We start from the raw sequence: 14,082 nt of genomic DNA on the forward strand, positions 1-14,082 counted from the left end.
AACATGATCACTCTCTCGCTAATAAGATCGGTTTTCGCCATAAAAGTGTTCATCCCGATAACTTTTACGGATCTCTCGGCTCTTAGCTGAACGATTTCTTGCTCTTGTTTACCACTTACCACTGTACCTGTCTGCCGATCTTTAGCCCAATCCCGACATAAGGAGCCTTATCCCATGACTCAATCGGAACATCTGTCTGAACTCCTCCTCGCGTACGAGGTTCCCCAGCCCGAGGAATATATCGAACTTCGCGTCGCGGCGGGAATGAGCACCCGAACGCCGGAAGCGGCACGAAACGGCCTGCCCAATTCCCTGTTTGCCGTCACCCTGCGCGAAAAAGACGGCCGGCTTGTCGGAATGGGACGCGTACTCGGCGACGGCGGCTGCGCCTATCTCATCTCTGATATCGTCGTCCACCCGTCCATGCAGCGCCGCGGCCTCGGCCGACGCGTCATGGCGGAAATCGAGCGGTATCTGGAAGACAACGTGCCTCCCGGCTCGTTCGTCAGCCTGATCGCCGATACGCCGGCCGACGCGCTGTACCGTCATTTCGGTTTTATCGACACGGCCCCGGCTTCGATCGGCATGTACCGGCCGAGTCGGCCGAAGGCCTGACCGAAGCCTTATCCAGATACAGAGAAGAATATCGATTGGATCGACCTTTACCCTTTTTCGCCCATGCCAAAAGCCCCCGACACGACGGATTCCGGTCCGCTGTCAGGGGCTTTTTTTGGTCCATATAAGCTTGGTTAAGCCAGAGATCGGAAGAACCGGACCGCCGCATCCAAAAGAATCCCAGGTATCCGCTTTGTCCCGGCAACCATTCAACGATCCGCCAAGCCGTTTGCCTTACACTTCCGCCGCCACCCCGAAATGATCCGATACCACCGGGCCGTTTCGCCCATCCAGTACGACTTCCGACTTCTTCACGGCGACCGGGGCGCTCGACAGGATATAGTCGATTCGCAGCGGGCGTTCGTTGTCGGACCAGCCGGCGATCGCTTTGAGCACGGTCGAGCCTTCGTCCTTTTCCGCGGCGGCCGTGTGCAGGTCGCACCAGCCGCGCTCCATGACGTAATCGTAGCCTTCGCCGCGGATCTGCGCCACGTTGTTCAGGTCGCCGAGCAGATACAGCGGTTCGCTGCCGGCCCGAAGTTCCGCCAGCACTTCCTCGGTCCGGTCCCACTGTGCGCGGAAAGGTTCGATCGTGTCGTTCCACCAGCCGTAGTGTCCGCTTGCCAGCCAGAACGGCCGGTCCGCCTGCTCCTGCGCCGACGTCCGCACGACAAGCAGACGCCGGGTCTTATGGTTATCGTACTCTTCCAGCGCCGATACCCGGGCACAGAACGCTTCCGTGATCGGCATCCGGCTCAGAACGGCCAGTCCTTCGTCGTAGCGTCCGAACGTGGCGTGCGCCGGAATCCAGGTCCAGTAATAAGGAGTCGTCAGATGTTCCAGAATCGCCAGTACAAAATGCCCCTCGCGAATGACCACGCCTTCTTCTCCTTCCGTGTACCGCTCCATCAGTGGGCCGGAAGCCGGCGCACCGTTCATAGGCTGGTTGATTTCCTGCAGCGCGACGGCATCGAACCCCCGCTGCTCGATAAATTCGGCCAGCTGGCCGATCTTCTCCAACTGATTCTCTTCGTGCCACGAATGGGCATTCAATGTCAGCAATTTCATCGCGATCCCCCGCATTCTCAAGTGTTCCGTATCGTTTCGACTCTCTTAGTGTATCATATCGATTCCCCAAGGCCGGCAAGATCCGGTAAACGCATGACTGCGGATAAAAAAGAAAACGCAGCGCAAAAAACCGGCAGCTCACGTCTGGGGGTAATCCCGTTTCTTGAACAGAACGGTATTCCCGAAACGCGGCTGCCGGTTCTTCCGCAGTCCTGCGGCACATCCTTCTACCTATTCTCATTGAATCCTAACGGCTTTGTTCAATCTGCGCGGCGTCCGGCGGGAGCATCGGCCGGTAAGCGACCGGGGACGACAGCACGACAGAAGTCTGCACGGTGCCGAAGTCCATCAGCCGGTCGACCAGCTCGCGCAGGCCCGGCGTACCGGCAACGGCAGCCTGGATAAAGTGACTGGCATGCCCCGTGACACGGTGGCATTCGACAATGTCTTCCTGGGTCTGCGCCCACTGCTCAAACTGCTGTGGGGTTACGCGCAAATCGGCAATCTGGATCACCAGCTGGGTGTCCCGACCGACGGCCTGCGGCGATACTCTCGCGGTATACCCTTCAATGACTCCGCGTTCTTCGAGCCGGTGCAGCCTCTCGGCTACACTCGGACGGCTCAGCGACAATTCGTTCGACAGAGAAGTTACGTTCATGCGTGCATTTTGCTGCAGCAATCTCAGAATCTTTACATCCAAAGCGTCCAAGCCCCATCACCCTATTCCGTATTGCTAATTTAAAGCAGTGAAACGTTTCTCTATTATATCATTCCCGGATAAGAAAACGGTATCCGACTCCCGGTTCGGTTACGATCAGCTCCGGCTGGGACGGATCTTCCTCCAGCTTCTTGCGCAGATGCCCGATATAGATCCGCAGATAATGGCTGTCGCCTTCATCGTGCCGGCTGCCCCATACCTGCTGCAGCAGCTGGCGTTGGGTCACGACTTTGCCTGCATGGGAGGCCAATGCCTTGAGCAGATCGTATTCGGTCGGCGTCAGCTTGATTCGTTCACCGTTCAGCTCGACGATCCGCTGCGCCAGGTCGATGGCCAGGTTACCGCTGCGAATCACGGGCTCCTCCGCCGATTTGGCCGTATGGCGCAGCGCGACGCGGATCCGCGCCACCAGCTCGCCCATCCCGAACGGCTTGGTCACGTAATCGTCGGCTCCCGCATCCAGTGCGGCAATCTTGTCTTCTTCCCGGTCTTTGGCCGTGAGCACGATGACCGGAACGCCCGACCATTCCCGGATTCGTTCCAATACCTGCATCCCGGTCAGGTCCGGCAGACCCAGATCCAGGACGATCAGCTCGGGAGCATGCATCGAGGCCTGCAGTACGCCTTCTTCCCCCGTTCCCGCTTCATGCACCGTATAACCGTGCGCCGCCAGCGTCACCCGCAGCAGCTTGCGGATCTGGGGTTCGTCGTCCACGATCAGGATGCGCGTCCCCGATCCGTTCTCATTCGTCATCGTTCATTCCCCTCTCTGAGCCGGGCCGAAAGTCATGCTCCGCATCCGGCAGTTTCGGCGCAGCCGCGGCAGGCAGCCGAATCGCGACGATCGTCCCGGCTCTGCCGTCCGCTCTTGGCTCCGCGGATATCGTACCTTCATGCAGATCGACGATGCCTTTGCAGATCGCCAGACCCAGGCCCGTTCCCGCGACATGGCTGGTCGAATCGGACCGGTAAAATTTCTCGAAAATCCGCTGCCGCTCTCCCTCCGGAATCCCCGGCCCTTCATCCGAGACGGACAGGACCAGCATGCCGCCCTGCGTCCGCGCTTCGATGCCGATCGTGCTGCCGTCCGGACCGTATTTGATCGCATTGCCGAGAACGTTGCCGAGCACCTGCTCCAGCAGCACTTCGTCGCCCCGTACCATCGGAAGGTTGTCCGGAATATGAAGCGACAGCTCCCGGCTTCCGCGAATATCGCGAATTTGCGAGAGCGCCACCCCGATCAGATCCTGGACATCGCACCATTCCCGGCGCAGGGTCAGCATGCCGCTCTCCAGCCGCACCATGCCGAGCAGATTCTGTACGAGCCGGTTCATGCGCATCGCGCCGCCCCGGATCGTCGTAAGCAGCTCCATGCGATCTTCCCGCGAAAAAAGGTCGTCGCTGTCGATCAATCCCGTCGCCGAGCCGACGATCGTCGCAAGCGGCGTCCGCAGCTCGTGCGACACCGAATCCAGAATCGCGGTGCGCAGACGCTCCGATTCGGCCGTGAGATGCGCCAGTCTGGCTTCTTCGGCCAGCTTGAAACGGGCGATGGCCGCAGCCGCCAGGTCGCACAGTGCTTCGAGCAGCCGCTGCTGTTCGCCGGTCAGCGAAGTGCCGCTTCCGCCCTGCTTGGGCAGCCGCACGGCCAGTACGCCGTATGTCCGCGCTTCGGTGCGCAGCGGCATGTAGCGGCCCGGCAGTTCGCGCAGCGTGTCCGATCCCCGACCGGCGGCTTCCCCGTCTTCGAAGACCATCCCCGCCACCACTTCTTCTTCCCGGGCGCGTTCTTCGCCGTCTCCGTGGTCGGAGAAGCCCGCCGAAGCGTGCACGCGGCGAAGATGTCCGTCTTCATCCGGCAAATAAACGGACGTCTCGGCCCCGATCGTCTGCGACAGCTGGCGCGTCATGCCGTCCAGCAGGGACGAGATATCGGAGACCGCTCCGATCTGGCGGCTGAACGCGTACAGCGAAGCCGTATGCTCTTCGCGCTGACGCGCCTGCAGCAGCTGCTGTTTGAGCCGGCCGGCAAGACTCGACGTCAGCGCAGCCACCGACAGATAGACGCCGAACGAGATCAGATAACGCAGATCCGACACGGTAAAACTCAGCTGCGGCGCGACAAAGAAGAAATCGAGCGCCAGCACGCTCGCTCCGGCCGCAAACAGCGACGGACCCATCCCTCCGTAGACCGCGAACAGCAGCACCGGAAACAGATAGATCAGCGCGATGTTCACGATCTCCAGCATCGGCGCGTACTTGAGCATAATCGCGGTCATCAGCGCCGTCATCAGCGTAATCAGCACGTAAGACGCCCAGCCGGGCAGCCCTCCGGGCGGAAGCTTCGTTCTCCGCCGATCCGTCTGCGGCGGTTCCGCGTCCGCGGCTGCCGGCACCACGCGGATCTGGATCCCCCGGCTGCCGCGAAGCAGCTCTTCGGCGAGCGTCCGGCGCAGCCTCAGCCCGAAGCGCGGCCTCAGCGTTTCTCCGACGATAATCTGCCGGATATGTTGGCGTTCCGCAAAATGCAGCAGCTCTGCGCTCACGCTGCGTCCGTCGCGTACGAATACTTCCGCGCCCAATTCTTCGGCAAGCCGCAAACTGCGCTCGGGGTCGCCTTGAATAGAAGCCGATAAGCCGAGGGGCTTCTCGGGCTTTTTCACGTGGACCGCGATCCACGACGTCTTGAGCGCCGCAGCGGTCCGGCGTCCGATCCGCAGCAGTTCAGCCGTCGACGGGCCGCTTCCTATCGCAACCATGACTTTCTCCGCCACGGGCCACGGCTCCGGCGAATCGCCCTCGCGGCCGTGCAGATAAGCGTCGAGCCTGCTGTCCATCCGCTCGGCCGCGAAACGAAACAGCATTTCCCGAAGCGCGAACAGTTCTTCTTCCCCGCAGGGAGGCGCGATACTGCGGCGCTTCATTTCTTCCGGCGGCGCATCCGCGATCCGCAGCACATCTGCTTGTTCGACGAACGCATCGGGCACCGTTTCGGTCAGGAGACGCCCGCAGATCCGGCTCGCCAATGCGTTCAGACTTTCCACGTGACCGATATTCAGCGCGGCGTAGACGTCGATTCCGTTCAGCAGCAGCGTCTCTACATCCATATACCTTTTGACGCGCAGCGCCCGTTTGGAATTGCGCGCTTCCAGCCGATCCACGACGACAAGCCCCGGCTTATCGTCCAGCAGCGCCTCCACATCCAGGTCGCCTCCGCGCTGCGGCGCATCCGGAAGACCCGCCTCCCGCAGCAGCGCCTGCGTATCGGGGTACTGCGCTTCCGCTCCGGAAACCGCGCAGCTTACCGGTACGCCGGAAGCCGCTTCCCGCGCAGCCGCCCGCAGCATGGCCTGGGTCTTGCCCGATCCGGGGGCCGCTCCCATAAACAGCGTCAATCGGCCTCTGCGAAGCCCTCTCTTGTCCAAGTCGTCCACATTTGCTCTCCCGTCGGCCCAAGGCCTGCATTTCCTTCTCCTTCAAGTATAAGACATGCGGCAGGGCAGCGGTCAAATCGGCGGTTCCCCACCCCGTAAAAAAGGCATAAAGATCTGGAGCAAAGGTGTAAAAAAAACGTAAAAATAGACAATAAAGCGAATAAACGGACGAATACGGGAGTTAAACCGATTATATCACCTTTTTTATCGCCGAAAACATCTCCAACAGCCTTCAACGATCTTTTTTCGATTTTTATCCGTTTTACAGAGCGACGCGGCAGGACTACGATACGGAACATGAATCGCGAGTCCGAACCGGACGCCGCGGCCGACAAAGCCGGCGTCCGCGGCCCGATATCCTGAACCCAAAGGAAGGTTGAATCCATGACCGACATCTTGATGCTCGCTCTCGTCGCCGTGATGACCCTGGCGGCGCTGGGCCTCTCCGCCTGGTCCGGCCGAGTCACCCGGGAAGGACGTGAAGAACGATGATCGTGCTGCTCGCCTGCATCGTCGCCCTATTGTTCCTGTATCTGGGCTACGCCCTGATTAACCCGGAAAAGTTCTGAACCGCCGCATCCGGCAAACCGGCATGCGCAAGAATCGAAATTGTTCGTCGGCCGTACGCGGCCGACCCATCAGATGGAGGGAAGTTTTGTGACTACTATCAGCATCCTCGCAATCGCCGTCACGCTGCTGATCGCCTTGGCGCTGGCGAAGCCGGTCGGCCTGTACCTGGCCGCGGCATTCGATTACGGCCCCAATCGGCTGAACCGGATCTACGGACCGTTCGAACGGCTCATCTATAAAGTGAGCGGCATTCGCGAAGAGAATCAAAGTTGGAAAACGTACGCGGTCTCGCTGGTCGCAAGCAATGCCGTCATGATCCTGCTCGTCTACCTGGTGCTCCGCTTCCAGGGACTGCTGCCGCTGAATCCGGCCGGCATCGCGAACATGGAACCGACGCTCGCGTTCAACACCGCGATCAGTTTTATGACCAATACCAATCTGCAGCATTACAGCGGCGAGAGCGGATTGTCTATATTCTCCCAGTCGACAGCAATCGTGTTCATGATGTTCACTTCACCGGCTACCGGTCTGGCACTCGTGATGGCTTTCATCCGCGGCATGACCGGACGGGCGCCAGGTAACTTTTTCGCCGATCTGATTCGGGCTATTACACGGGTGCTGCTGCCGGTCGCTTTCGTATCGGCGCTGCTGTTTGTCTTCATGGGCGTGCCCCAGACGTTCGAACCGGCTGCCGCAGTCACCACCTTGGAAGGCGCGCAGCAGAACATTGCACGGGGCCCTGTCGCTTCGTTCCTCGCAATCAAGGAATTAGGCAATAACGGGGGCGGCTTCTTCGGCGTCAACTCGGCACATCCGTTCGAGAATCCGAACGGACTGAGCAACCTGCTGCAGCTGCTGCTCATGCTCCTCGTTACAACGTCGCTTCCTTACGCTTACGGCAAAATGGTCGGCCGGGTCAAGCAGGGCCGGGTACTCTTCGTATCGATGTTCCTGATGCTGATCGTGATGACCAGTATCTCGCTTGCCGCCGAAAGCGCGGGCAGCCCGGCGCTTAACGCATTGGGCGTCGAGCACAGCCAGGGTTCGATGGAAGGCAAGGAAGTTCGGCTCGGAACCGCACAATCCGCATTCTACTCCGTCGTTACGACAGCTTCCGAGACCGGAGCCGTCAACACGATGCACGATACGCTGACCCCGATCGGCGGGCTTGTTCCGCTGGCGAACATGATGCTCAATACCGTGTTCGGCGGAATGGGCGTAGGTTTTCTGAATGTATTGATGTACGCGATCATCGCCGTGTTCCTGTCCGGCCTGATGGTCGGCCGCACCCCGGAATTCCTCGGCCGCAAGATCGAAGGCAAAGAAATGAAGCTGATCGCGGTCACGCTGCTGATTCAGCCGTTCCTGATCCTGGTGCCGACGGCCATCGCGCTGGCCACCCATCCGGAGACGATCTCGAATCCGGGATTCCACGGTCTGACCCAGGCGCTGTACGAGTTCACTTCGGCGGCGGCCAACAACGGTTCGGGCTTCGAAGGATTGGGCGACGCAACCGCATTCTGGAATATCTCGACCGGTATCGTCATGTTCCTCGGCCGTTATCTCTCGATGGTGACGCTGCTTGCGGTCGCCGGTTCGCTGGCAGTCAAGAAGCGGATTCCGGAATCGTCCGGCACGTTCCGCACCGACACTGCGATGTTCGGAGCCGTCTTCGTCGGCGTCGTGCTGATCGTCGGCGCGCTGACGTTCTTCCCGGCACTCGTACTCGGCCCTATCGCCGAACAGCTGACGCTGTAAACCTCTTACTTAGAAATGGAGACGCTGATTTATGGATAAGAAAAAGACCATGCTGAGCGGGGAGATCGCAAGCGCCGCCCTGCGGCAGTCGTTCGTGAAGCTCGATCCGCGCATCATGCTGCGCAACCCGGTCATGTTCGTCGTCGAAATCGGATTTCTCGTCACGCTGCTGCTGTGCTTCGTGCCGGACGCGTTCGGCGGCACCGTGCCGCGCTGGTTCAACGTCGTCACCTCGGTCATCCTGCTGCTGACGCTGCTGTTCGCCAACTTCGCCGAAGCGCTGGCCGAAGGCCGCGGCAAAGCCCAGGCCGATTCGCTCAAAAAAACAAAACAGGACGTCGCGGCCAACAAAGTGTCGAGCGGCGGCGCGATCAAGGTCGTGCCGGCGTCCGAACTGCGCAAAGGCGACTTCGTCGTCGTCTCGACCGGCGAGATGATTCCGGGCGACGGCGAAGTCGTCGAAGGACTCGCTTCCGTCGACGAATCGGCGATCACCGGCGAATCCGCCCCGGTCATCAAGGAAGCGGGCGGCGATTTCAGCTCCGTTACCGGCGGCACCAAAGTGGTCAGCGACAAGATCAAAGTACGGATCACCGCCGATCCCGGCGAATCGTTCCTCGATCGGATGATCTCGCTCGTCGAAGGCGCGAAGCGCCAGAAGACGCCGAACGAAATCGCGCTGAACACGGTGCTCGTCAGCTTGACGCTGATCTTCCTGATCGTCGTCGTCACGCTGCCGTTCCTGTCGGACTTCCTCGGCATCCAAATGGAAATCCCGATCCTGATCGCTCTGCTCGTCTGCCTGATTCCGACCACGATCGGCGGGCTGCTGTCCGCGATCGGCATCGCGGGCATGGACCGGGTGACCCAGTTCAACGTGCTCGCCATGTCCGGCAAAGCGGTCGAAGCGTCCGGCGATATCAATACGATCATTCTCGACAAAACGGGCACGATCACGTTCGGCAACCGGATGGCAAGCGAATTCGTCGCCGTTCAGGGCAGCCGCGAAGACGAGACGGCGTACTGGGCTTCGGTCAGTTCGCTGCGCGACGAGACGCCGGAAGGCCGCTCGGTGCTGGAACTGATGAAAAAGAACGGATTCCCCTACGATGAAGAGCTGGCCGAAGGCGGCGAGTTTATCGAATTCAAAGCCGAGACAAGAATGAGCGGCATCGACCTGGCGGACGGGCGCAAAGTCCGCAAAGGCGCGGTCGACTCGGTCAAACAGTGGGTGCTCTCGCAGGGCGGCACGATTCCAAGCGACCTTGAAACAAGCAGCGCCGCGATCGCGACCGCCGGCGGTACGCCGCTTGCCGTCGCCGTCGACGAGAAGATCTACGGCCTGATCTACCTCAAGGACACGGTCAAGCCCGGCATGCGCGATCGGTTCGAACAGATGCGCCGCATGGGCATCAAGACCATCATGTGTACGGGCGACAATCCGCTGACCGCCGCCACTATTGCCCGCGAAGCGGGCGTGGACGATTTTATTGCCGAGAGCACGCCGGAAGACAAGATCGCCGTGATCCGCCGCGAGCAGGCCGAAGGCAAGCTCGTCGCCATGACCGGCGACGGCACGAACGATGCTCCCGCTCTGGCCCAAGCCGATGTCGGTATCGCCATGAACAGCGGTACCGTCGCCGCCAAGGAAGCGGCCAACATGGTCGACCTGGATTCCGACCCGTCGAAGATTATCGAAGTGGTCGCGATCGGCAAGCAGCTGCTCATGACGCGCGGCGCGCTGACCACGTTCAGTATCGCCAACGACGTCGCCAAGTATTTTGCGATCATTCCGGCCATGTTCATGCTGGCGGTTCCGCAGATGCAGACCCTCAATATCATGCGGCTCGATTCCCCGCTGTCGGCGATCCTGTCCGCGCTGATCTTCAACGCGATCATCATCCCGATGCTGATCCCGCTGGCCATGCGCGGCGTCGCTTACAAGCCGATGAGTACGAGCCGTCTGCTCGGCAAAAACCTGCTTATCTACGGTTTCGGCGGTGTCCTCGTACCTTTTGTCGGAATCAAGCTGATCGACCTGGTCGTCCAGGTATTTATCTAAACCCATCAAAATCTGCGGCTCGGCCGAAACCCGCTTGATACCGGAATTTCGGCCCCGCCCCGCTTATACTGGAGGAAATTATTCATGCGAATCATATGGGTGACGCTGCGCACTACTTTTTCCGTGGCGATTATGTGCTGCCTCGTCTATAACGCGGCCGTCTGGGCCGTCGCCCAGGCCGCCGCGCCGGATAAAGCCAACGGCAGCCTGATCGAGAACGCCCAAGGACAGGTCGTCGGCTCGCGCCTCATCGGCCAAAGCTTCACCGATCCCGGCTACTTCCACGGCCGCGTGTCGAGTATCGACTACGACGCGAACGGTTCCGGTTCTCCGAACTACGCGCCGTCCAATCCGGATCTGCTGCTGCGCACGCAGGAATCGGTCTCTGCCTGGCAGAGCGAGAATCCCGACGTGCCCGTGTCCGAACTGCCGATCGACCTCGTAACCAACTCCGGTTCGGGCCTCGATCCGCAGATCAGCCCGGCTTCCGCCGAAGCGCAGGTTCCGCGGATCAGCGCGGCAACCGGGATCGCGGCGGACAAGCTTAAGCAGATGATCGAACAGCATACGCAGGGCCGTTCGCTGGGTCTGTTCGGCGAACCCGCCGTCAACGTGCTGGAACTGAATCTGGATGTTCAGGCGGCCCGTTAATCCTTCGGTTCCACTCGCCCAGACGCAAGCTTCAAGGATCAATCGGAAGGAAGAATCCTTATGCCCGACTTCAAACGCAAATCGCCGGAGGAGATTCTGGAGTCGATCCATGCTCTCTACAACGGCCGGCTGAAGATTATCATCGGAGCCGTGTCCGGCTCCGGCAAGACGTATCACATGCTCCGGGACGGACAGACGCTCAAGTCCCAAGGGATCGACGTTGCCTTGTGCGCCGTATCGACCATGCGCCGACCGGAAACGATCGAGCAGCTGGAAGGACTGGAGCGTATTCCGAGCATCCATTGGACTACCCAAGACGGCACCGAACGCAAAGACCTCGATCTGGACGCCATTTTGAAGCGCAATCCGGAAGTGCTGCTGACCGACGGACTCGCGCACCGCAACCGCCCCGGCGCTCCGAACAGTTCGCGGCTGGACGATATCCGCTTCCTGCTAACCCAAGGGATCAGCGTCATCGCCACCGTCAATGTCTACGAACTGCAGGGCGTGACCGAGATGGCGCGCAGACTGATCGGGATCGACGTCAAGGAAACGGTTCCGTCCGACACGCTGGAGCTTGCGGACGAGGTAAGGTTGATCGACGTCACGCCGGAAGCGCTGCTGGCGCGGATCGAAGACGGACTGCTCACGAATATGCCGGACAAGACGCGGCTCAGCCGCGGCAATATCGGCGTCCTGCGCGAACTGACGCTGCGGCTCGTAGCCGAAGGCGTCAACGGAAGCCTGCTCAAATACCGCGACGAACAAGGGTATACCGGCGCTTCGGGCACCTCGGAACATATTCTGGTGTCCGCCCAATACCATTGGAACGGTTCGATCCATATCCGCCGGGGACAGCAGATTGCGCAGCGGCTCGGCGGCGAACTGTCGGTCGTCACGTTCGTCAACGCGGGTGACCGGCTCGGTCCGGAACGCGAAGAATTCCGCCGCTCGATCCGCAAGCTGTGCGAGAAGATCGGGGCGGCGCTGCATGAGATCAAGATCGGCTCCCGCCGCGAGATTCCGCCGACACTCGTCCGTCTTGCGCTGGAACAGAACGTCTCGCGTATCGTGATCGGACACTCGAACCAGACGCGGGCCCAGGAATTCTGGAAAGGTTCGATCGTGGCGGAAATGGTCAAGCGCATGTGCAACGCGGACGTGTTCGTTGTCGCGGACCGGACGGCCGGCGGCGGCGAGCGGATTCTGCCGACCAAACGCAAAGAACCGCTCGGCGATCCCGCCGGTCCTTACCGCCGTCTCAGCGAAGAACAAGCCGGCAGGCGGATCGAGGAGCTCAAGCGCGGCCGGTTCAAAGTGTACATCGGTGCCGCTCCGGGTGTAGGCAAGACGTATACCATGCTGCGGGAAGGCAATATTTTGCGCAAAAAGAACATCGATGTCGTCGTCGGTCTGCTCGAAACGCACGGACGGCGCGAGACGCAGGCCCAGGTCGGCGAGTTGGAGCAGGTGCCCCGGTTCGTCTTCTCCTACAAAGGCGCCCAGCTCGAAGAAATGGACGCGGATGCGATTATCGCCCGCAACCCCGAAGTGGTCCTCGTCGACGAACTGGCGCACACGAACGTTCCCGGCAGTCTTAACAAAAAGCGCTACGAAGACGTCATCCGCCTTCTGAACGCCGGCATCTCCGTCATCTCCACCATGAACGTGCAGCATCTGGAAAGCCTGAACGACAACGTCGAGCAGCTGACCGGCGTGCGCGTGCGGGAAACGGTGCCCGACTCTCTCCTGCACCTGGCCGACGAAGTCGAATTGATCGACGTCACGCCCAAAGCGCTGCAGGAGCGGATGCGGGAAGGACGAATCTATGCCCGGGAAAAAGTAGACCAGGCGCTGGGGAACTTTTTCAAAACGGGCAATCTGATCGCGCTTCGGGAACTGGCGCTGCGCGAAATCGCGGACGATGTGGACGAACGGCTGGAATCGTGGGAACGCAGCACTTCGCTGCGCGGTCCCTGGCGGCGCGAGGAAGTCATCTTCGTCGCGATCACGCTGAGCGATAACGCCGAACGGCTGATCCGGCGCGGTTTCCGGATCGCCTACCGGCTCAAGGCTTCGTGGCATGTCTGCTATATTCCGGACGGAGTCTGCCCCGAAGCCCGGGAAAAAGAGCGGATCGAACAGCTTCAGCGGCTGACCCGGCGGCTTGGCGGACAGTTCGATCTCGGGCAGCGGGTGCCTGCGCGCCGCCTGCACGAAGAACTGCTGATGCGCGCCGACGCCCGGCGCTGCACGCAGCTTATCGTCGGCCAGACCCGGCGGCCCGCCGCTTACCGTCTGCTGTTCGGTTCACTGACCCGCCGCCTGCTGCGCACGGCCCGGCATATGGATCTGCTGGTGGTCGCAAGGTTCGACCATGCCGCGCAGGTCAAACGGGAAGAATAAAGGAGGCGCATCCCAGAATGAACGAAGGCGGATTGTCCGGGATCGAACTGTTTGCGTTTGACCTTGTCGAAGAAGCCGGGGCGAAAGAGCCGCGCAGGACCGTCCGCCGATACGGCCTGCTGAAGCTGTCCTGCGGAGAAACCGCCGGCTGCGGCGCCTGCGCGGCCTGGCGCCGGAAGAAGCGGCGGCCGCGATCGCGGCCGACCGCTGGGGCGCGCGGGAGCGGCACCCGGCGCAGTACGCGCTGGCTGCGCGCACACTGGCCGATCTGCTCGCCGCGCGGGAAGCGCGCCGGTCCGGTGCGCGCCTGCTGCTCGGCCTCGGCGCGGCCGGACTGCTGGGCGGCCTGGCCGCCCGGGCTTCGGCGCAAGGCTCCGACGCGCAGGTCTCTCCGGCTGCGGACAGCCGCGCCCATAGCGGCGGACGGTCGCAGCATGCGCCTGTTCGCTTGATGCCGGAGGCTCTCGTCCAGGCGGCGCGAACCTCCGCCGCGATCGGACGGCCTGTTTCGTCCGATCTGATAGACCGGGCGGACTCGTACTGCTCGTGGTTCTGACAACGGCGGGAACACGGAATCTCCACCACTTTATAGGAAACAGTAAGAAGAGCCTGCTTCAAGCGCAGGCTCAACGTGTCGAGAAAGGTCTGCTTCCGAGTGAAGCGAGGAGGCGAAGGGAGAAATTCAGTGTAGGAGCGCCAGCGTTCGCCTTTGAAATCGGGAAAATTCCATTGAAATTTGATCATTTTTCCCGATTTCAACACGCGACCGAAACGAATTTCTCCCGCAGCCGACAAGCTTT

At 61.0% G+C, this 14,082-nt stretch carries 11 protein-coding genes; 6 read left to right on the plus strand and 5 right to left on the minus strand.

The annotated features are described in order from the left end of the window. The first annotated feature begins 174 nt into the window (after positions 1-174). Positions 175-615, plus strand: coding sequence for a GNAT family N-acetyltransferase (locus tag HRQ60_RS12240; RefSeq protein WP_172196114.1), 441 nt, complete (start codon positions 175-177; stop codon positions 613-615). Positions 616-849: 234 nt separating this feature from the next. Here the strand turns inward: HRQ60_RS12240 and HRQ60_RS12245 are convergent, their stop codons facing one another. The 4 genes from HRQ60_RS12245 to HRQ60_RS12260 all read right to left on the minus strand — a co-directional run bounded on the left by HRQ60_RS12245 (position 850) and on the right by HRQ60_RS12260 (position 5,835). Further along, complete coding sequence (locus HRQ60_RS12245; RefSeq protein WP_172196115.1) at positions 850-1,683, minus strand: endonuclease/exonuclease/phosphatase family protein; 834 nt, start codon at positions 1,681-1,683, stop codon at positions 850-852. 247 nt (positions 1,684-1,930) lie between these two features. Then, entirely contained in the window at positions 1,931-2,392 is a 462-nt protein-coding gene (locus HRQ60_RS12250) for an Lrp/AsnC family transcriptional regulator (protein ID WP_172196116.1), read from the minus strand. 58 nt (positions 2,393-2,450) lie between these two features. Next, positions 2,451-3,155, minus strand: a complete 705-nt coding sequence (locus tag HRQ60_RS12255; protein ID WP_172196117.1) for a response regulator — start codon at positions 3,153-3,155, stop codon at positions 2,451-2,453. Then, entirely contained in the window at positions 3,145-5,835 is a 2,691-nt protein-coding gene (locus HRQ60_RS12260; RefSeq protein ID WP_172196118.1) for an ATP-binding protein, read from the minus strand. Before HRQ60_RS12260 ends, HRQ60_RS12255 begins: the two co-directional genes overlap by 11 nt. A 488-nt stretch (positions 5,836-6,323) precedes the next feature. Between HRQ60_RS12260 and kdpF the strand changes: the two genes are divergently transcribed. From kdpF to HRQ60_RS12285, 5 genes are all read left to right on the plus strand, one after another. Beyond that, the gene (gene kdpF, locus HRQ60_RS24130) at positions 6,324-6,404 is read left to right on the plus strand and encodes a K(+)-transporting ATPase subunit F (protein ID WP_172196169.1); all 81 of its coding nucleotides are present in this window, start codon (positions 6,324-6,326) and stop codon (positions 6,402-6,404) included. A 73-nt stretch (positions 6,405-6,477) separates the two neighbouring features. Continuing rightward, a complete protein-coding gene (gene kdpA, locus HRQ60_RS12270; RefSeq protein ID WP_216671568.1) occupies positions 6,478-8,163 on the plus strand; it encodes a potassium-transporting ATPase subunit KdpA in 1,686 nt (561 codons plus the stop codon). Positions 8,164-8,194: 31 nt separating this feature from the next. Further along, positions 8,195-10,225, plus strand: a complete 2,031-nt coding sequence (kdpB, locus tag HRQ60_RS12275; RefSeq protein WP_172196119.1) for a potassium-transporting ATPase subunit KdpB — start codon at positions 8,195-8,197, stop codon at positions 10,223-10,225. 84 nt (positions 10,226-10,309) lie between these two features. Beyond that, positions 10,310-10,876 carry a potassium-transporting ATPase subunit KdpC gene (kdpC, locus tag HRQ60_RS12280; protein WP_172196120.1) on the plus strand — a complete coding sequence of 189 codons (567 nt, stop codon included), beginning with the start codon at positions 10,310-10,312 and terminating at the stop codon, positions 10,874-10,876. A 60-nt stretch (positions 10,877-10,936) separates the two neighbouring features. Beyond that, a complete protein-coding gene (locus HRQ60_RS12285; RefSeq protein WP_172196121.1) occupies positions 10,937-13,282 on the plus strand; it encodes a universal stress protein in 2,346 nt (781 codons plus the stop codon). Here the strand turns inward: HRQ60_RS12285 and HRQ60_RS12290 are convergent. Beyond that, a complete protein-coding gene (locus HRQ60_RS12290) occupies positions 13,266-13,841 on the minus strand; it encodes a hypothetical protein (protein WP_172196122.1) in 576 nt (191 codons plus the stop codon). The two genes, HRQ60_RS12285 and HRQ60_RS12290, sit on opposite strands and share 17 nt — an antisense overlap. Between the last annotated feature and the right edge of the window lie 241 nt (positions 13,842-14,082).

It is taken from the genome of Saccharibacillus qingshengii (genome assembly GCF_013185195.1).
GTDB lineage: Bacteria > Bacillota > Bacilli > Paenibacillales > Paenibacillaceae > Saccharibacillus > Saccharibacillus qingshengii.

Bases quoted from the DNA above. Each gene is read 5' to 3' on its own strand.
- HRQ60_RS12240 (WP_172196114.1), top strand. From the start codon at position 175: ATGACTCAATCGGAACATCTGTCTGAACTCCTCCTCGCGTACGAGGTT.
- HRQ60_RS12245 (WP_172196115.1), bottom strand. From the start codon at position 1,683: ATGAAATTGCTGACATTGAATGCCCATTCGTGGCACGAAGAGAATCAG.
- kdpA (WP_216671568.1), top strand. From the start codon at position 6,478: ATGGAGGGAAGTTTTGTGACTACTATCAGCATCCTCGCAATCGCCGTC.
- kdpF (WP_172196169.1), top strand. From the start codon at position 6,324: ATGATCGTGCTGCTCGCCTGCATCGTCGCCCTATTGTTCCTGTATCTG.
- kdpB (WP_172196119.1), top strand. From the start codon at position 8,195: ATGGATAAGAAAAAGACCATGCTGAGCGGGGAGATCGCAAGCGCCGCC.
- kdpC (WP_172196120.1), top strand. From the start codon at position 10,310: ATGCGAATCATATGGGTGACGCTGCGCACTACTTTTTCCGTGGCGATT.
- HRQ60_RS12285 (WP_172196121.1), top strand. From the start codon at position 10,937: ATGCCCGACTTCAAACGCAAATCGCCGGAGGAGATTCTGGAGTCGATC.
- HRQ60_RS12255 (WP_172196117.1), bottom strand. From the start codon at position 3,155: ATGACGAATGAGAACGGATCGGGGACGCGCATCCTGATCGTGGACGAC.